Genomic DNA, 19,522 nt, shown 5'->3' on the forward strand with positions numbered 1-19,522 from the left:
CCTACGGCGAAAGTTCGCGCAACACGACTTCGAAATGTTGCTCGGGCGCGCTAGCGAGCCACGCGTCGTATCGCGCCGTTCTGAAGGTTGCGAGACTATCCTCCGGCAGGTCCGCGACGATCTCGGGCTCGCCTTCGTTGGCGATCGATACCACCGGCTGCCCCTCCGCGACGACCTCTCCCACCTCAAAACGCACGGCGGTGACGACGCCGCTCTGCGACGCTCGCAGCACCGTGTATTTCAGCCGATTGCGCGCGAGCTCGAGTTTTTTGCGCTCGGCTTCGGCCGTCGCCGAAGTCGTCTGCGCGCCGGTTTGCGCTTTTTCGTCGTCGGAGACACTGACAGAGCCGTCAGTTTTCAGCGAATTGAGCCGTTGCCGATCCGACTGGGCGAGCCTCGCCTGCGATACGGCCGCGGTCAGTTGTTGCCGCGCCGCTTCCTCGGCGAGTTGATAGTCGGTATCGTCGAGCACCGCGAGTAGATCGCCCTCACGAACCTTCTGACCGACGTCGGCCTTGCGCTTGACGACCTTGCCGCTGACCCGGAACGCCTCATTGACCTCATGGCGGGACTGCACGGTGCCGACGTAACGGTCCGTCACAGCATTCTCGTCGTAGCGAATCTCGACAGTGCGGACCACTCGAAGCGCCTCGGGAGCGGGCTTCGATCCGCACGCGAGTAGCATCGCGGCACCCGGCAGGAGCGCGAGCAGCGCGCGTAGAGAGGTATTCACGATGGCCCCCTATGTGGATTCACGCTGGATGAAGTAGCTGAAACCGACCCGCCGTCCGGCACGGTAGCGGCCTCGAAAACCTCCCAGCCTCCACCGAGCGCCTTGTACAGTTGGACGCTGTCGAGCAGCAATTGAGTGCTGCTGTCGTTGGCGATCGCACGCACGGCCAGGCGGGTACGCTGGGCATCGAGCAGCGGCAGCAAATCGATCTGGCCGCGGTCATAAAGGGATTGCGCGCGGCCCAGCGCCGCTTCCGCCGACGCCGTTGCATCGTGCAGCAGTTGCGCCCGTTGGCGTTCGTCGTCGAGCGCGACGAGCGCGTTCTCGACGTCTTCGAGCGCTCGCACGATCGCGTCCTCATAATGAAGCACCGCCTCCTTCTGACCGCTCTCGGCGATGTCGTTGATCGCCCGCGTTCGCCCCGCATTGAAGATCGGCATTGCAATGAGGCCCGCGACGTTGCTGAAGTTCGCCGGACCCAGCGCAATGCCGTTGAGATCGATCGATTCACGGCCGAACACTGCGCCGAGAATGAGACGCGGAAACCATTCCGCCATCGCCTGTTGCCTGCGCGCGTTGGCCGCGTCGAGTTGCGCGCTGGCGACCAGAAGATCCGGCCTGCGCTGCAACAGGGCGGCCGGTTGCCCCGGACGCGCGAGCGGAACGATGGCGTCGACGCCCGATGCCGTAATGCTCGCGGCATTGAAAGCCTGATCTCCCACGAGCACCGCAATGCGATGGCGCGACACCTCGGCAAGCGTCTCCAGCGGCGGTATCGCCGCGTGCGTCTTCGATGCTTCCGTTTTCGCGCGCTCGACGTCAAATGGAGTCGCGAGCCCGACACGTTCACGGGCAGTCACGAGGCGTAGCGTCTCGTCCTGCGCGGCCGAGATTGCGCGCATAGTGTCCAACTGATGCAACGCCCCGACCAGCATAAAGTAGTTCGTTGCAACGTCGGTCATCACGAGAAGGCGCACGCCGCGCGCGGCATTTTCGACTGCGACCGCATCGGCTGCAGCCGCCTTCGCACCCGCTCGCAGGCGGCCGAACAAATCGATTTCCCACGAGGCGCCGATACCGACCTGTCCCGCCCGCGTGTTCGCAGCTTCGGGGACGAAGTTCTTCAGGGCGGTATCGTAAGTCGTCGTGTGATTGAAGCCGTTGGCGCCAACGATCACAGTCGGCAGAAGCCACGACCGGCTGATCGTTTCTCCGGCTCGCGCGGCGCGCACGCGTTCCGCCGCGATGCGGATATCGCGGTTTTCGTGCGCCGCGCGACGGACAAGGTCCGACAAGACCGGATCGCGGTAGCTATCCCACCAGGCGGCCTCAGGCTGCTCCACGGATGCCGACGCGGCGGCGAACCGGCCGGGAACTTCAATCGACGGTTGCATCACCGGTGTCGCGCAACCAGCCAGTACGAGCGCCAGCGACACGGTCAGCGTGACCGCGGCCCCGCGATCCGCCACTTCGCCAAGGCGAGGTGGCAGCCTCGTCGCCTGAGAAAGGGTTGATGATGTCAGCATCGCGCGCGAATCCAGCAAAGTCGGATTGTGACTGGCGTAGCGGAAGATCAGCATGATTCCGGTTCACGTCGTGTTGACGCGCATATGCGCGCATCACCCCTCGTGGACGAACGCCGTCTCCTATTGGAGGTCTTATGCCGAGGTTCGCGGCCGGCATTGCGGCCGCGCTTTACCTGCAAGACTGGAATCAAGTTACTCGCCTGCTAGCGCAAAACGTTGATGCAGGTCATGAGACGAGACCGCGAATCCAAGGCGCCCAAGGCGATGCCGCAGCTCCTCTCCCGGGCAAGACGTCTATCGCTAATCGACGCAAGCGAGCCAATCGTCCCTCACTAGCAGGACCTTCGCACTGATCGTGTGCCCTCTCCAGAACACGTTGCGAATCCTCAACATCAGCACGTCCAGGACCTCTGACCCGAGGTCAATGAACCTCAGCAGCGCCATGGGACTTCCGCTTCCTGCAGGCACGCGTTCAATCGAATCGAACAGAGGCAATCCCTATCTCTGAATGAACTCGTTGATTTCGTCGTCAGCGACCCTGTCTCGCACATCACCTGGTAAGACTTCAGCCATGGCGCGCTCATGTCGGCGTATGTTCGAGCACCGCAACAGGCCGTGCCGCAGGTGGCGCCCCGAGGACCGCGCGAATGCGTTGCAGCGCCTCCCATTGCTGCGCGCTTGGCGTGACGCTTTGCACGCGCGAGTCGCCAAGTAGTCTGTCCAGCAACGTCAGCAGCCTCTTCCGGTCTGCAGGCACAGTCAGCAGCGCGGGAAGCGTCGCGATAGCCTGCTGCGGCTCGTAGGTCGCGATGAGTTCCTGTTCGCCGCGAATGCGCCGCCACTGGTCGGCTGGCAAGCTGGGCAGATACTCGGCGTACGCTTCGATCAGTTCACGCTGCGTCGCAAGCCGTGCAAGCGGCAATGGCTCGCCACTGCGCCCAAGCAGGAAAGCGGCCCGCGCGACCGCTTCGTCGTAGCCGCCCTGCTCGATCGATGCCAGCGCCTCCTTGACGAAAGGCAGTTCGCGCGGATCCGTAACCGTGGAGGCGGCTGCGTTGCGCTCGCGATACCGGTCTGCGAAATGAAGCAGGAATGGGTTCGTGTAGACGCCGAAGAACGTCGACTCGGCGACAGCATCGCGCATTGCCCTGTAGTAGTCGAGCGAAGCGCTGATCATTTCGGAGCCGCGATGCTCGAGTTCGCGCCACGGCCCGATATCCGCGGCGTGTTGACGACTGGCTTTGACCGCGTTGGCCGCCGGGTGCAGCCACGCGAGCCACGGATTCAGGTCCGACCATGCCCACCGCTGCGAGCGCAGCGGATGAATCTCACGCAGTAATCGCGCCGTGGCTTCGTTCGACGTCCACTGCACCCATGGCTGCGCGAACATTTCATAAGCGCGCTGATTGAATTCGGAAAGCTCGGCCACCGCCTCGAAGGGCTTCTCGTCCTCGCGCTTGAAACGATTGAAATGCTGCGCGATTTCCTCCAGACGATGTTCGACGAACGTGACTTCGTATGCGATTTTGCCGTCGTCACCGTTGACCTCGTCGATCAACATCGCGTAGAGACCCGGTGCGAGCGTCTCGATTGCCTCGAGCACGTTGACGATCTGCGCATGTTGCTTCTTCGCCACCTTGCCCGATACGAAAACGCCGAGATGTCCCGCCTCCTGATCCATCAGTCCGATGATGACCTGGCCGCGCGCCTTGATTTCCTCAGTACTTCCATACAGGTCGGCCACCCAGTTGAACGCCTGCTGCGGCGGCGTGATGTTGTCCCCCATCGAGGCGAACAGGACGATCGGCGAGCGGATATCGCGCAGGTCGAACGCTTTGCCCGAAACGCCGCGCACCGTGCCCGACCACAGCTTGTTCCCGATGAACAGATTGCGCGTGATCCACTCGATCTCTTCCCGGTTCATCAGGTAGTAGCCGCCCCACCAGCGCTCGAACTCCAGGAAGCGCGGTGGCTCCGTATCGATGTTGTCATACACGCGATAGTATTTGTCCCACAAGGTATTGGCAGGGTTCAGGTACTCGAAGTTTTGCACGAGATACGCGCCGTCGAACCTGCCGTTGCCGAGGTCGGACGAAAACGAAGCGAGCCACGTGCCGCCCAGCAGGCCGCCCGCGTAGCGCATCGGGTTATCGCCCACGCCCTCGCTCCACGAGCCGCTCCAATACGACATCGGCGCGCCGTTGATGACGACCGGTCCAGTGTCTTCAGCCGACGAGCTCGCCAGCATCATCGCGGCCCAGCCGCCCTGGCAGTTGCCGATGATCGCCGGCTTCGCGCTGTCGGGATGCAGCGAGCGCACTTTCTTCACGAACTCCTGTTCGGCCGCGCATACGTCGAGCAAGGTCTGGCCCGGTTCGGGATTCTGGAAGAACACGACGAAGTACACGGGATGGCCCGCGCGCAGAGCGACGCCGACCTGCGAATCGTCCCTGAAGCCGCCAATGCCCGGACCGTGACCGGCGCGCGGATCGATGATCAGATAGGGCCGTTTATTCGCGTCGACGATGACGTCTTCGGGTGGTGTGATGTGCAGCAGCGCATAGTTCACAGGGCGCGCGAAATGCCTGCCATCGAGCACGACGTCATAGTCGAAGTGAAGCGCGGGCTTGAGCCCTTGCGACGTGTTCTCCACGTACTGAGTGCCGCGCTCTCGCATCGTGTCCCAGAACAGCAGCGAGCGTTGTGCGACATCGACAGCGTACTGCCATGCGCTCAAAGGGTTCAGTTGCGCCCCGGTTGGCGAGGTACAGCTTTGGTCCATGCGGACGCCGTCACTGACGGCGTCGCGCAAGCGTTTCCCGTATTGATTTACTGCATTCTGCGCGCGTTTTTGCAGCACGTAGGCGATGTTTCCGGCGATTTCCTGACTGCGTGCGAACTGCGTGGCTGCATCCATGACTACGTCCTCCACTGCGACATTGGCTGAGGGCGCGCGCGGCGGCCCCGGCTGTCTCGCGGGAGGACTCGCACGCGCGCACCGATTGACGTGCAACTTGTGAAGACTACTCGTGCGGCACCGTGCCGATCTGACATGGATCAATGCCTTCGTTCGTCTGGTCAACGATGAGCCGTCAACTGGATGCGCACGGCGCGCGATATCGGCACAAGGCAGTGGCTCATTCAAAGTTCCGTGAGTACGATCCGGCCGTCGACCTTGCCCTCGCGCAATGCGGTGAACACTTCGTTAATGTTCTCTAGCCGCTCATGGTGAATATGCGCGCGCACTTTTCCCTCGGCCGCGAAATCGAGCGATTCCTGCAGGTCGCGACGCGTGCCCACGATGGAACCGCGAACCGTGATGCCATTCAGTACCGTTGAAAAAATCGGCAGAGGAAAGTCGCCGGGCGGCAGGCCGTTGAGCGCGACGGTACCGCCGCGGCGCACCATGCCGAGCGCTTGCGCGAACGCGCCGCGCGAGACAGCGGTCACGAGAACGCCATGTGCGCCACCGATCTTTTTCTGGACCTCGCTCGCAGGATCGGACGTCGAGGCGTCGATGGTGATTTGCGCGCCGAGTTTGCGCGCAAGTTCCAGCTTGTCGGGCGCGACATCCACGGCAACGACATGCAGGCCCATCGCGACGGCGTACTGGACCGCGACATGACCGAGGCCGCCTATGCCCGAGATGGCGATCCACTGACCGGGCCGGGTGTCCGTGACCCGAATGCCTTTGTATACGGTGACCCCGGCGCAGAGGATCGGCGCGATTTCGTCGAACGCGACCCCGTTCGGTAGACGACCTACGTAGTCCGGATCGGCGACCACATATTCGGCGTAGCTGCCGTTCACGGAATAGCCGGTATTCTGCTGCTCGTGGCAAAGCGTCTCCCAGCCCGTCTGACAGTATTCGCAGTGACCGCATGCGGTATAGAGCCACGGCACCCCAACGCGGTCGCCTTCCTTCACGTGCGTGACTCCCGCGCCAATCGCCGCGACATAACCGACACCCTCGTGACCTGGGATGAACGGCAGGCGAGGCTTGACCGGCCAGTCACCATCGGCGGCATGAAGGTCGGTGTGGCAGACCCCGGAAGCCTTCACGTTGACGAGAATCTGACCCGCAGCGGGCGCAGGAACCGCCACTTCTTCTATCCGCAGCGGCTCGCCGAAGGCATGGACTACCGCAGCTTTCATGAATTGAGCCATCAGTCGCTCCTCAGTGAGTTTGTGATTCTCACGAGTATCCTCGCCAGGCCCGCTAGTGTTTTGCGATAGATCAACGTAAACGACCGTCCTAACGTATTGATCTAAGAGCGTAAGTGGAAGCGGACCGTTGCACCGACATCATCCAGCGACTCAAGTTTCTCCAGTACCGGACCTGACGAAGTGCAGGAAAACAAGGCCGCCAAAATGGCTCGAATCGAATCGTCCGTCATTCCTTCCGGATTGCACAGCCGGAAGAAACGCATGCCGTCGCAGAGGCTGAGGAGGGCCGCCGCGAGCGCTTCAGGTTGAGCAGGCCGGCCGCCGTCGCCTGGACGCACGCCTGCGCACAGACACGCGGCCAGCTTCGCCAGCTTCCTTTGCCGCAACCCGGTGACCCGCTCCCGAACCGTGCTATCGCGCGACGAGAGAAGGCCCGCTTCGACCCACAGCGGGAAGCAATCATTGTCGAATTCAGCGCAACTCAGACGCGCGAGTGCGCGACCCTTTTCCTGGTCCGGCGCGCCAGGCGATTTGATGATCGCCTGCCAGTCCGCGCACGTCTTTTCTACATCGCGTTGCAGCAATTCGAGTAGCAGTTCCTGCTGACTGCTGAAGTTTGAATAGAAGGCGCCGCGTGTGTAGCCGGCCGCCTCGGCGATGTGTTCCACACTCGTCGCGGCCAGGCCCCGCTCGATGAACGAACGGCGCGCTGCGTCGAGCAGGCGCTCTCGCGTCTGCTCTTTTTTGCATGCGCGTGTCAGGCGTACCGGCTTCATGGATGAATACAGACCGCCGGCATCAGTCCACCTCAACCGCGTTCGTCGACTGCACGAGGCCGATCTCGCCGACATACACGCTCTCGCCCAATACGCATTCGCGCAACGCATTGCCCAAGCCATGACGAATCTCGATCCGATAATGGCCGCTATCTTTGATGAGCCGCGAGAACCGGAAATCGCCGAACGCGTCGGTGACGGTTTCGGCCACCTTCCGATTGCACCAGTACAACGCAACGGCCGCATCAGCGACACACTCGACGACCTGCCCCACCTGCGCGCTGACACTGCCGCCGATAAAGCACGTCTCCCAACGATCGAGGCCGCTGTACCAGACGCGGGGACTGGTTTTTAACCTCGGTTCCAGAACTTTGAGTCCTTCCCGTCTTGCCTTCTCTGCCATCGCGGCGTCATCGAGCCTGACGGTTTCGAAAACGCCCGTTGGGCAGGCCTGTTCGCATCGCGGGTGCGGCCAACCCTGATCCAGCAGATGGGCATCGAAGATCCATGTCTGCGGCAGTTGCAATGCCTCGTTCCATACGATCGCCTTGTATGGACAGGCCTTGACAAGGTCCTTTCTGCCCCGCGCCTTGTCCGGATCAATGATGACGATGCCGTCGGCGCGCTTGCGGATGGCATCGCCGCCTACACGCATGCAAGGTGCGTCGTCGCAGTGGTTGCACATCACCGGCAGGTACGTCGTCTCGACCATGTGCGAATCGCCTTGCACGCGGCGCATGATGCGAATGGCGCTTTCGGCATCCGCCGAAGCCGGTGCCGAGTAACCAGGAAACTCGTTGCCAACGTGCTCGTCGCGCGCGGCGATCACGCAGTTCTGGCAGTTCTCGCAGCGCCCGACCTTGATAACCAGATTCCACTTGCTCATGGCGTTTCTCCTCTCGCTGCGCGACCGAGCAGGAACGCATCGGCGCCTTGCCATTTTTCGACCTGTACGAGGCATGAGTTCGGACTCATGCTGCTGGTGCCTGCCGTTTGCGACCGGTCGGGCGTGAGCATGTTCATGCAGCCGCCGATCTCGACACGTTCGCCGTCCACTTCGATCAACTGGAATTCCGCGCTTGCCTCATACGACTTGACGACGCCCGGGGTCAACAGAGCAGACACATCAGCCGCACAGATCACGGCGCCGCGGTCGTTGTAGACCTTGACGAGGTCGCGATGAGCAATGCCCCGCGCGGCCGCGTCTGCGAACCCAAGCCTCAGCAGCCAGAAGCGATGCCCGCCGATCAGCGCACGATGATCCTCGACGCTGTTGACTGACGAATTCTTGCCGTCGCAATGGGTATGAAAACTGTAGCGGCTGTGAGTTGCGATTAATTGCAGCGGATAGCGCCCGGCCCGCTCGCAGCGCAGACCTTCCCACGACGGGATATACCGGTTTAGTGCGGGCCGCTCGGGGTTGTCGGCGGTGTGCCGCTTCAGCAACTCGGGTATGAACTCGAGCTTGCCGCTCGGCGTCTGCAGGCCCATCCCAAACTTTTCGGCATACTGCGACGGCATCGGATGCGGTTCCTGCAAATCCTTACGCCGACCTTCGGCGAACCACCGCATGTCGACGGGATGGCGCAATTCGGGCTTTTCTGGCGGTACGACGAAATAGCCTTTGCGGCAGAATTCGCGCCACGTGACGTGATCCGGCAGATCCGACGACTCGAATACCCGCTTGACCCAGTCGAGTTCGCCGCAACCCTCGGTAAAGACGCCGCCAAGACCAAGACGCGTCAGAATAGCGGCGAAGATATCGTAGTCCGAGCGGGATTCGCCTAGAGGCTCGATGCATTTGTGCTGCATCGTCACCATGCGATGATTGACGGTGTTGAAGCCATGATGCGCGTAGCCGCCCGAATTCGACCACTCGCCGATATCCCATCTCTCGAGCGACGTGCAAGCCGGCAGAATGATGTCGGCGAACTGCGCCTCCCCTTCCATCCAGATCGACTGGTTCACCACGAACTCGATGCTGGAATGTCGATAAGCATCCGCCCAGCGTCCGGACTTCGTGACGGTGCTGAAAGCCGACCCGCCATAGCGATAGATCATGTGGATCGGTGAATAGCCCGGCATCGGGTAGCTGAACGGCGCGAACTGCGCTTCCTGAGACATACCGTCCCACAGGTATCCCGTCGCATGGCCGTTGATGATGGCATCGGGTAGCTGCTGCCGCGGGACCATCTGTTTGACGGGATTCATGGTCAGGATGTGCGGCATGCGCTGATAGTTGTTGACGGCATTGGCGGTCCACGCAAGGTCGCCGGACATCCCGCCGTCCGCGTAGCCCGGGAAATAGAAGTGGAGGTCGTGCGGAGCACCCAACTGCAGACACCCAAAATTGACGCCCGGCTTACCCCACCCCTGCATCGCCATCATCATGATCATGCAGCGCGCCCATTGCGCCCCGGTCGCGCCGCGTCCTGCCCCGCCGAATCCCGCGCCTGTCATGCCGACAGAGAGATAGACCTTCTTTTTCCCCCACAGGCGAGCGAGCGCCCGCACGTCCTTGGCGGGCACGCCGGTCTCGGACTGTTGCCATTCGGGCGTCTTCGGCACGCCGTCCGTATCCCCCAGCAGATAGGCGCGCCACTCGTCGAAGCCGGTCGTGCGGTTGGCAACGTAGTCCTCGTCGTATAAACCCTCCACGGCCCAAACGTACATGATCGCGGTCGCGAGAGCGGCATCGGTTTGCGGTCGCACGGGAATCCAACGCCCGCCCAGCAACTGCGCGGTCGGATTGCAGTGTGGGTCGATGTGAACGAACTCGATGCCCAGTTCTTTGGCCCACAGGCGCCGCGGCGTACCCTCGAATCCCGCATACGCGCCGTTAGTGCTTTCCGGATCGGAAGACCAGAAGACGATCATCTCGGCCTCCTTCAGGCAGTCTTCAATGCCGCCATAGCCTGACGGCACACCGACGCGCATCGAATTGCCGAAGTGATGCATCGCACCCCAGTACCAGCCTTCCCAACTGTCCGGATTCGCGGCAACCCGAGTGAAGCCAATCAGATTGGCAAAGCGGGTGAGCGCGCTGAGGTAGTAGCCGATGTTCCCCCACTGATGATGCGACGACATGGGGAACGTAATTGAGCCGGGACCGTGAACACGCTTCTGCCGGTTGATTTCTTTCGCGACGATGTCCAGCGCCTCGTCCCAGCTGATCCGCACGTAGCCCGACTTGCCGCGGTTCTGCGGATTGCGCTCGCCGTCTGCGTCGAAATCAACGCGCTTTAACGGATGAAGAATCCGTTTGTCGGAATAGACAAGCGACTTGATCGCCAATGCGTGCGGTGCAACGAGGCCTCGCCGTGGTGGGCTGAAACGTCGCCCGCGCGCCTCGATTTCCCAGCTGGCAGCGTCCTTGCCGTCCAGATCGATGGGCGTCACCCGAACGATGCGACCATCCTTCACGTACACGAACAATGGGCCACCGTTCGTGCAGGTCGTGTACCGGCGTGTGCCGTCCCGCATTGGCGTGCCCATCGGCAGTCCAATGGTTTGCATCATACTGAGCGTTTGCATGAACCACACCAGCAGTTCATCGTCGCCTTCCGTCACCACCTTGAAGTTCTTTGCCGCATGAATAATTTCAGCATGGTCCTGCCGTGGGGAAAGAAATTTCAGGGCCGTGGCGACATCCTTGAACAGGATGCTCACGTCGGCTTGCCCACGCGTGCAAGGGCGCGACCGGATGCGACCGTTCCTGATTTCGAGGACGCGGCCGACGCTCCGATCCATCAGCCCGATCCTGGCGACAATGTTCCGCTCCTTGAGGCGCTGACGATAGGCGGGAAAACGGCGTGCCGTCAGGTCGAGTACTTTGGGCAGCGCGAACAGAATCGATTTGAGCACTTGTCGCTTCATGGTTTCACCCGAGATGAAACATTGAAGCAGGAGATAGCCAAACCGCTTGCACAACCATTACTCCCACGCGCGCGACGGAAAGCGTACGCCGTAGCGTTACGTCCATCGGGGCGTCATCAGCGTGTATCGAATGGTCGCATTTCCTCATTTTGTTGTGCATTTGAACCTCTAAACTGGTTGAACGTATTCCGCCGTGTCCGGCGCATGAAACGCTGTCCTTGTGGGCTAGAAGGTATAAGCGACATTCAGGAAGACATTTACGGGATTTATACGGATCGTCGATCTCGAAACGATTTGCGTCCCATTAGCCGTTGTCCCGTCTAGCGTAAGGTGAGTCTTTACAGGAACGTAACCGACACTCGCCCCCACGGACCAGTGATTCGTTATCGCGTAATAAGCCCCGATCTCGAATACCGGGTTCCAGGATGAACTGAGGGATCCGTGCGCCGACCCACCTGGACCGAGACTGTCAGTGACAAACTGACTGTTCGTCGTGCGCACCTGGGTGAACCAGGTATAGTTCACGCCTAGCCCAATGAAAGGACGGAACTTCGACTGGGCGGAAAGCAGGTGGTATCGAAAGACAAGCGCGGGCGGAATCGGCCGTGTCGAGCCCAGAGTGCCATACTTCGCGAGCGAGCCATCCCCGACCAGATCCACCGTGAGCGGGAGTCCGATGAGCGTCGCGATGCCGATGTGTTCGGTGACGTAATACTCGGTCGTGATCCCCATTGTGTCCGTGGACGTCGCATGCGCCCCAGTACCGGGCAGTTGCTGATTCACTGTCATCCCACCCACGCTTTCCACGGTCAGCGGCGTTGCACTGCTCTGTGGCGCGACGTGGAGCCACCCGGTCGCCACGGTGAAGCTCCCGGCCGTCTGCGCGAGCGCGTTACCAGCAAACGCGACCGCGCAGAAGCACACCGCGAAACCAGCGGCACGAACCGTTCTCCTGTCATTCATCACGTGTCTTCTCCTGTCTCATTGGCTGAATAGTTTTTTGTCGCCCTGCCGGTCACGGCGCTTCATGGGGCGCCCTTGACCGCGTGGTGTCGGCCTGACTTCGTTCGATTGCATCGAACGAAGTCAGGCGCGCTTCTTATGGAGTCGTACTAAATGAAATGACGCGCTTTCGCGCGTCTCTGATGACGCTTTTCACCGCTCTTCTTTTTCGCGCCCGCAGTCAAGGCGCCTGGCTACAGATCTATGCCTGGCGTGAGATTACGACGCGCTCTCGAGAACGGGATTTGTCAGTGAGCCCGCATTGACGGGCGCGCAGCTTCCGGCGGGATCACGCGCCACGAACCATCGGAGTGCCGGAAGAAAAACAGGCCAACGCTTTCCCCTGGCAGATCCAGTTCGATGTGTACGTAGACTCCCTGATTCGACTGCGCGCGACCCCGTCGGGTAATCCGCAGCGGCGTTGCCGAAACGGGGCCGAGCCATTTTTCATCAAGCGATCGCAACGTCGCTTCCGGTGCATTACCCATCTTCGTCTCCATCCAAAAGCCACTGCTCTTGCTCGATAACCAATGCCACTGGCGTTCAGGCGTGACCCGCGTTACCCCTCGAGATCGCCGGGACGGAAAGCGAAAAACCGAATGGAAAGCGCGCGAGCGTCGCGCGCGCCAGTTCTTCGAGCTCGACGCTGTTGAGCTCGACATGAGCCACCAGCCCGCGACCGGCGTCTTCGACGATGCTCACCGCTGCATCGCTGATGCCCGCCTCAACGAGCGCGGATCGCAACGCGTCCGCCATTTCTCGCCATTTCAGCGCCGGCTTGTAGATCTTGCCGACGCCTGTCAGCGGCATCGTATCGATGACGCGGATTGCCTTAGGAAGCGCAGCCCGCTCGCTAATGCAGGCGCGCAGGAATACGGCCAGTTCCGCTTCGGTTGTCGTGACGTCTGGTTTGAGCTGGACATAGGCGACCGGCAACTCGCCCGCATGCGCGTCGGGCCGGCCCACGGCGGCGGCAATCTGAACCGCGGGATGACGATGCAGGGCTTCTTCGATAGCCGCTGGGTCGATATTGTGACCGCCCCGAATGATCAGCTCCTTTTTCCGGCCCGTGAGCCAGAAGTATCCGTCGGCATCGCGGCGCCCGAGATCGCCGGTATTGAGCCAACGTTCGCCGTCGCCGAGGTCCATCCAGATCCCACTGTTCTGCTCCGGCCTGGAATATCCAACGAACACATTCGGTCCGGAGATCACCAGTTGGCCGACTTCATCTGCCGCGCAATCTCGTGTATACCGGCCGGCCTCATCGGCCACTACGACCTTCATTGCCTGACCGGGAAGGCAAAGGCCAATCGAGCCCGCCCTGCGTTCACCAAGCGGCGGATTAACGCTGCTCACGCACGCTCCTTCAGTGAGTCCGTAGCCCTCGAGGATTCGAATCCCCGTGCGATGCTCGAAATTGCGAAGCAATTCGACTGGCATCGGCGCGGCGCCGCATAACCCATACTCGAGCGAACCAATATCGTGCTCGCCAATAGGAACCTCGAGCAGTGACCCATAGAGCGTTGGCACCCCGCTGAAGAAATTGATGCGGTAATGTTCAACAATTTCCCAGAAGCGCTTTACAACACCGTCGCCGCGATATCCTTGCGGTGTGCCGAGAACGACATGAGCGCCCCGCGAGAAGGCCAGCAGACCTGTCACCATCACGGCATTCACATGAAATAGCGGCAGTCCGCAAAATATCGTTTTGCCCGGACCGATGCTTTTGCCGAGAAACCGCCCCGTGTTCCACGCATTGGCAACCTCGTTGCGGTGCCGGCGCATCGCGATCTTCGGCAATCCCGTGGTGCCGCCCGTGCAAAAGCAGGACGAAATATCGTCGATCCTCGCCGAGGGCGAGTTGTCGAGCGAGATTCCGGACTCGCTCGCCATCGCGGTGCCAAAATCATGGATCCGGATCTGCGCAGGAACTGCGCTGCGCACGCCGCCTTTGCCATGCAGACTCGCGGTTTCGCCACGTTGTAGTATCCGGGCCGTCAATCCTTTTTCCCCCGGTATCCGGTCGGCCAGATTAACGAGCACGAGATCTTTTATGGCGGGGACGTGGTGCAACATCGCTTGCACTTTTTGCCATAGTTCAGTCCCGGGGAACGGCGCGAGCGTTACGAGCACGCTGGCACCTGATGCCTTCAGCAATTCGCCGATGGCTTCGCTTTCAAGCAGTGGATTGATAGCGCAGACAATTCCGACCGCTTCGCCTCCCCAGATCACGAAGTGTGTCTCTGGAAGATTGGGCAGCATATAGGCGATGACAGTGTTCCTTTCCACGCCCAGCCGCGAAAACATGTTTGCGGTGCGCGTGATATCACGCAACAGGTCGCTGTACGTCCAGCACTCCGGGCTCGCATAGTCATCGGCTGTTCGAAAGAAGGAAAGCGCGGGCGCCGATGGATTGATGGCAGCGCCCCTGCAGATCATTTCGTAGGTGCTCGACGGAAGCTCCGGCACTTGTCCCAATGCTTCGATAGCGAGAACATCCTGTCCTTTTGCGGCGTCTTTCATACTGCCTCTTCAACGACGACGTTTTGCTGCACGCCCAGGTTGATTGAGCGGTCGAGGCTGACAATCCATGCCTCGACAACGTCTCCCACCTGAAGATACTGAGGCCTGTCCTCCTGCATCTTCAGGAAAAGCCGCCATTTATCCTCTTCGGACAACTGCGCCGCAGCGCGCAGCTTCTCTGGTGAAGGAATGCTCAGCGCACACCCAGATGGTGTGCCGGTTGCAAGGAGGTCACCCGTGCGTAGGTCGTGCACACGGGAAAGCTCAGTCAGAGTCTCTGCCGGGCCATAGACAAGGCCAGCAGTAGTGTCGTTCTGGCGGACGGTTCCGTTGACCGTCAGCGTCAGCACGAGCTCTTTCAGCTTCGGAATGTCATGCTTCTCGAGCAGGCAAAGATAAGGGCCGACAGGGCCAAATGTCCGAAAGCTCTTGCCCTTGTAAAACTGCATCTGCGGAATCTGGATATCACGCGCTGAATAATCGTTGACGATCACAACGCCCGCGATGTACTCGTGCAGGTTTTCCTCGGTGACAGTCTCAGCCGAGGTGATATCGCGTTTGAGCACGAGACCGAGTTCGATCTCATAGTCAAGGAACCGCACCGCGCGTGGTTTCACGATGGCTGAGTCCGCCGCAACGATACAGCTCGGTGCCTTCGTGAAAATCATGTTGAACTTCTTGACGTCCGGGTCCATGCCGGACTCGATCATATGCTGGCGGTAATTCGCGCCCTGGCAGATGAACTGCTGGTCGGCGGTTATGGGCGACAGCCACTGCACCTCCGATTCGGGAATCGATGGACCGCTGAGTATCACGAGCCGCTCCACCGGATTGGCCTCGATGAACGTAGCGGTCGACTCGTACTCGCCTGGAATCGGCGTGATGGCGCCCTCCGCGACCACGCCCCACTGGGCACGGCCATGATGAAGATAATGCAGGACGTGAAGTGCCATTGTTCAATTCTCCGGATCAATAGGGATGCCTGGGTTCAGGCGAAAATCTTCGCCAGCGTTCGCAGCTTGCTCAAAGTCAGGTCAGGGCTGTAACGCAGGTTTCTGAAAAGCACCACAACGCTCGTCGGCGTGAATTTGGGCTTCGTGAAGCTGCGCGGCATGGTCGGCCCCCACTGAGCCATTGCCTCGCGACTCACGGCATGGATTCCCGTTGGCTCATCGGACGTGAACAGGTCGCCGTCGCAGTAGTGTTCGTGCTTGTCGCCCCACGGGTCTTGCCAGTAGTCGAAAATCTGGCTGCCCAGGATATGTCGGCCGATCCCCCACGCGTGCGACCAGCCACTGTCGCGCAAAACGCGCTGGCCCATACCGACCGCGTCCGCGTCGATGAGCTCGTAAGCGCTATGGCTGTAGGTCGCGGCGAATCCCTGAGCAAGCGCTAGCGTGTGATGATCGGCCGGCTTGCTGCCAAGATCGAGACGCATGAATGCGACCGCCGGCGAGCCGTCGGGAAGCACCTGTACGTCGCTCGGGATGAACCCGAAGTGCCGCGTGTACCAGGCACAGGTTTCCTGAAAGTCGGCGAGTTCGAGTACGACATGCCCTAGCCGGATGACCTCTGGAGCGCGCTCGGGCGGTCGCTGCGTATCGTTGACGCGAACGGTGGCATCGACGGAATTGAATGGCAACGGCAGGCGGTGCGGCAACGCTGACGCGGGTGCCTGGCCCCATATCGCATCGATAGCGAAACCGGAAGGGTCTGACAGCCGCACCACGTAGCCGCCGGCCGGTAGCGCGGAGTTTTCTACATCGGACGCGCCCGGCAGCTTCGCCAGCGCATCAAGCTCCTCGCGGCTGTCGACTTGCAGGCCGAACCCCACAAACCGCGCTTTCGGCGCCCTACGCACCACATGACAGAAATGCGAAGCGTCCGTGCCACGCAGAAGAAGCAGCGCCTCGTCCCGCGATACTGTTTGAAGCCCAAAGTCGTTGAGAAAATGCTCCGCTTGTTCGAGGTCCGGTCGCTCGAATACCAGATAGGCCAATGCGGTCGCTTTTGCCGTCGGATGGGGATGACGAGCGGGCTGTGCAGTAGTCAGTTTCATGTCGGAACCTCACTCGGTCGCAACGGCCGATTCGACTTTGAAACCTGCCGCATTGGCGGCAGGATCGAACGGCAATAGATGCTTCGCCGACGCGCTATCGAAAGCGGGTACGGATGCCCGCATCGGCGCGCGGGCGGCGCAATGCCAACGCCGGGGGGCGGCACCGCTTCTGGCTGCTGTCTCCATGATCACTCCATCGGTTCTGGTCGAATCGGCTCGTCGAGGCCTTTGATGACATTAAACTCATCGCTGATGATTTTGTCAATATAGAGATTCGAATCTATACTGCGCGGTATGTCCAGATCAGGGATCACGATGACCAACACGACAAATCGCCGGGCAGGCAAGCGTTCCACCGTTGCCACGTCCGTCGCCCCCGTACCCGTTGCCGAAGAACGGGAGCCGCGCGGTGCACGTCGCAAGCGTGAGACGCGAACCCGTCTGCTCGACGCTGCTCTCAGGCTGATGGCCGAAAAAGGCATGGAGGGCGTGGCGATCAACGAAATCACGGAGGCCGCTGACGTCGGCTTCGGCTCGTTTTACAACCACTTTGAATCGAAGGAAGCGATCTATGCGACGCTTGTCGACAACGTGTTTGAAGAATTCGCGAACATGCTCGATCGCCTTACAGGCGGCGTTTCCGACCCCGCAGAAGTAGTCGCCGTCTCTGTGCGCCATACGGTCCTTCGGGCGCGGCATGATCCCGTGTGGGGACGTTTTCTGATACGTGAAGGGTTTTCTGCGCGCGCAATGAGCCGCGGACTCGGTCAGCGACTGCTGCGCGACATCGGCAACGGGATTGCGGCGAAGCGGTTCGTCGTGGCTGACCCCTTTATCGGATTTCTCGCAGTGGGCGGCACGGTGCTGTGTGCCATCGCCGCCGAGTTGAACTTCGTCGTGCCGGGCGCCAGCGCGGCGGGCGTGCTGACAGAATTGGGTTTTAGCGGCGAGCATTTTCCCGAGCGCACGGCAGCAATGTTGCTGCAAACGCTCGGACTGAAGCGCGCGGAGGCGGAAAAGATCGCTACCCGTCCATTGCCCACCGTCGAGGAAGCCGTCGATCAGGGCTGAGTTGATAGTGTCCCGGCCGTGGTTGTCGAGCGTCTCGCAGCGATACCTCGCTATTTCGCGAAGCGCTGAACATATGAGCCGGATCGCATTCTGCGTCGACGGAAAAATCAGCGAGGCATCCAGCAGATAACGCAAAGGGATGGCTTCCCCGCCGTTCGCACCGACTCATTCCTCAAAGCACGTAACCGCCCTTTTCGCGCAGTGTGCAATTGCGGACAGGACGGTGCTGTCCTCCCCGCTCCGCGCAAGGCTTCCTCATATTTGAACCGATTGCTCGGCGCCGGTCCGGCCCGACTGTCCTCGCCACTGTCACGAACACCCGGTCATCGCGCCGCGGCTGCGCTCTGCGGGGTGGCGGGCAACTCGCCCATCGACTGAAACAGCGCCGCCGTATCGCTCATGCGCTGACCGGCTGCGCGCACGGCGGCAATCTGCGCGTTCAGGTAACGCGACTCGCTCGCCTGTCGTGCCGTCGAAGGCAGCGAGCCCATGCGGTGTCGCGACGCCGTATCCTCGAATGCCGCGCGAGCGGCGTCCGCGGCTTCGTCCGACGAAGCGAGCATCTGCGCGTCGTTATCCAGCGCGGCCAGCGAATTCGCCACATCCTGGAAAGCGGACAGCACCGTCGCCTTATAGTGCAGCACGGCAGCGTCGTAGGCGTCGACCGACGCGCGACGCTGAGCGAACAGCGCGCCGCCATGGAAGATTGGCTGCGACAGGCCGGCGCCGATCGCCCACAGTGCGCCCGCGCCCGAGGTCACCGCCGGCCAGCTGAAGCCGCCTCGTCCCATCGAGCCCGTCAGTGACAGGCTCGGGAACATTTGCGCGGTCGCGGCGCCGACATCCGCGGCGGCGGCCTTCACGGCGGCGTCGGCTGCCTCGATGTCCGGGCGCGAGCGCAGCAGATCCGACGGCACGGCCACGGGCACGTGCTCCGGCAGCGACAGGCTATCGAGTTCCGGCACGCTCGGCGCGTTATCCGGCGTGCGCCCCATCAGCACGGCCAGCGCGTGGATAGAGGACGCGCGTTGCTGACGTAGCGACGGCAACGTCGCCGCGATGTCAGCAGCGCCCTGTTTCGACTCAAGCGCCTGTGCGCGTGAGACAGAGCCGAGCGCGTAGCGCTGCTGATCCTCATTTGCAGCATCGTTCGACACCGCAACGAGCCGTTCGGTAAGCGCGATCTCCCGATCGAGCGCCGCCACATTGATCGCAGTACCGACGATGTTCGCGGCGAGCGCCCGACGCGACGCCTCCAGTTCGAACGCCTGCACGTTCACACGCGCCGCGCTCGCCGAATTCATGTAGCGCGTCTGGCCGAACAGGTCGAACGTGTAATGGGTGAAGATCTGCCCAGCAAAAAAGTTGTATTGCACCTGCTCGGGTCCAAGCCCCGGAACGATAGGCGTACGCGCGCGCTCGACCTGCGCGGCGCCGTCGATCGACGGCAGCGTCGATGCGCCGATCTGTGCGCGCAGTTGCTCGCGCGCTGACGCGAGCGTGCGCTGTGTCGCGGCGAGTGTCGGACTGTTGCGCAAGCCTTCGTCCACGAAGGCGTCGAGCGCATCTGAGCGGTAAAGCCGCCACCATTGCGGCATGGGAGCCGCGCCGACATCGAATGTCTGCGCAACGCCACCCGCAGCCACCGTTTTCGATGGCTGCGCCTCAGCGCCATAGTGCGCGGGCGACGGCATGGCTGGCGGCTCGCCGCTCGGCCCGAACGAGCACGCGGACAGGGCGAGTGCCGCTGCCGCGGCCGCCACGGATGTCTTGCAGGTAAAGCTCATGA

14 protein-coding genes are annotated in these 19,522 nt (G+C 61.5%); 1 reads left to right on the plus strand and 13 read right to left on the minus strand.

What is annotated here, in order from left to right:
* Position 1: 1 nt before the first annotated feature.
* The 12 genes from AB3X89_RS21400 to AB3X89_RS21455 all read right to left on the minus strand — a co-directional run bounded on the left by AB3X89_RS21400 (position 2) and on the right by AB3X89_RS21455 (position 16,662).
* Positions 2 to 733 (minus strand): efflux RND transporter periplasmic adaptor subunit, encoded by a 732-nt coding sequence (locus tag AB3X89_RS21400; protein WP_368585040.1) that lies wholly within the window; start codon positions 731 to 733, stop codon positions 2 to 4.
* Positions 730 to 2,259 carry an efflux transporter outer membrane subunit gene (locus AB3X89_RS21405; RefSeq protein WP_368585041.1) on the minus strand — a complete coding sequence of 510 codons (1,530 nt, stop codon included), beginning with the start codon at positions 2,257 to 2,259 and terminating at the stop codon, positions 730 to 732. Before AB3X89_RS21405 ends, AB3X89_RS21400 begins: the two co-directional genes overlap by 4 nt.
* Before the next feature lie 580 nt (positions 2,260 to 2,839).
* Positions 2,840 to 5,176, minus strand: a complete 2,337-nt coding sequence (locus AB3X89_RS21410) for a DUF3141 domain-containing protein (RefSeq protein WP_368585042.1) — start codon at positions 5,174 to 5,176, stop codon at positions 2,840 to 2,842.
* A 224-nt stretch (positions 5,177 to 5,400) separates the two neighbouring features.
* Entirely contained in the window at positions 5,401 to 6,426 is a 1,026-nt protein-coding gene (adhP, locus tag AB3X89_RS21415) for an alcohol dehydrogenase AdhP (RefSeq protein WP_368585043.1), read from the minus strand.
* Positions 6,427 to 6,527: 101 nt separating this feature from the next.
* On the minus strand, positions 6,528 to 7,202 hold the full coding sequence (locus AB3X89_RS21420; RefSeq protein ID WP_368585044.1) for a TetR/AcrR family transcriptional regulator: 675 nt from the start codon (positions 7,200 to 7,202) through the stop codon (positions 6,528 to 6,530).
* Positions 7,203 to 7,224: 22 nt separating this feature from the next.
* A complete protein-coding gene (locus AB3X89_RS21425; protein ID WP_368585045.1) occupies positions 7,225 to 8,088 on the minus strand; it encodes a 4Fe-4S dicluster domain-containing protein in 864 nt (287 codons plus the stop codon).
* Positions 8,085 to 11,078, minus strand: coding sequence for a molybdopterin-dependent oxidoreductase (locus AB3X89_RS21430; RefSeq protein ID WP_368585046.1), 2,994 nt, complete (start codon positions 11,076 to 11,078; stop codon positions 8,085 to 8,087). The genes AB3X89_RS21425 and AB3X89_RS21430 overlap by 4 nt, the downstream gene beginning before the upstream one ends.
* Positions 11,079 to 11,303: 225 nt before the next feature.
* Positions 11,304 to 12,041 carry an OmpW family protein gene (locus tag AB3X89_RS21435; protein WP_368585091.1) on the minus strand — a complete coding sequence of 246 codons (738 nt, stop codon included), beginning with the start codon at positions 12,039 to 12,041 and terminating at the stop codon, positions 11,304 to 11,306.
* A gap of 287 nt (positions 12,042 to 12,328) precedes the next feature.
* Positions 12,329 to 12,580 carry a hypothetical protein gene (locus AB3X89_RS21440; RefSeq protein WP_368585047.1) on the minus strand — a complete coding sequence of 84 codons (252 nt, stop codon included), beginning with the start codon at positions 12,578 to 12,580 and terminating at the stop codon, positions 12,329 to 12,331.
* Positions 12,581 to 12,623: 43 nt separating this feature from the next.
* Positions 12,624 to 14,603 (minus strand): acyl-CoA synthetase, encoded by a 1,980-nt coding sequence (locus AB3X89_RS21445; RefSeq protein ID WP_368585048.1) that lies wholly within the window; start codon positions 14,601 to 14,603, stop codon positions 12,624 to 12,626.
* Positions 14,600 to 15,556, minus strand: a complete 957-nt coding sequence (locus tag AB3X89_RS21450; protein WP_368585049.1) for a fumarylacetoacetate hydrolase family protein — start codon at positions 15,554 to 15,556, stop codon at positions 14,600 to 14,602. The genes AB3X89_RS21445 and AB3X89_RS21450 overlap by 4 nt, the downstream gene beginning before the upstream one ends.
* A gap of 35 nt (positions 15,557 to 15,591) precedes the next feature.
* Positions 15,592 to 16,662, minus strand: coding sequence for a VOC family protein (locus AB3X89_RS21455; RefSeq protein ID WP_368585050.1), 1,071 nt, complete (start codon positions 16,660 to 16,662; stop codon positions 15,592 to 15,594).
* 315 nt (positions 16,663 to 16,977) lie between these two features.
* Between AB3X89_RS21455 and AB3X89_RS21460 the strand changes: the two genes are divergently transcribed.
* On the plus strand, positions 16,978 to 17,733 hold the full coding sequence (locus AB3X89_RS21460; protein ID WP_368585051.1) for a TetR/AcrR family transcriptional regulator: 756 nt from the start codon (positions 16,978 to 16,980) through the stop codon (positions 17,731 to 17,733).
* 323 nt (positions 17,734 to 18,056) lie between these two features.
* Here the strand turns inward: AB3X89_RS21460 and AB3X89_RS21465 are convergent, their stop codons facing one another.
* Positions 18,057 to 19,520 (minus strand): efflux transporter outer membrane subunit, encoded by a 1,464-nt coding sequence (locus tag AB3X89_RS21465; protein WP_368585053.1) that lies wholly within the window; start codon positions 19,518 to 19,520, stop codon positions 18,057 to 18,059.
* Positions 19,521 to 19,522: the final 2 nt, after the last annotated feature.

This window comes from Paraburkholderia sp. BR14320 (assembly GCF_040948665.1).
Lineage (GTDB): Bacteria > Pseudomonadota > Gammaproteobacteria > Burkholderiales > Burkholderiaceae > Paraburkholderia > Paraburkholderia youngii.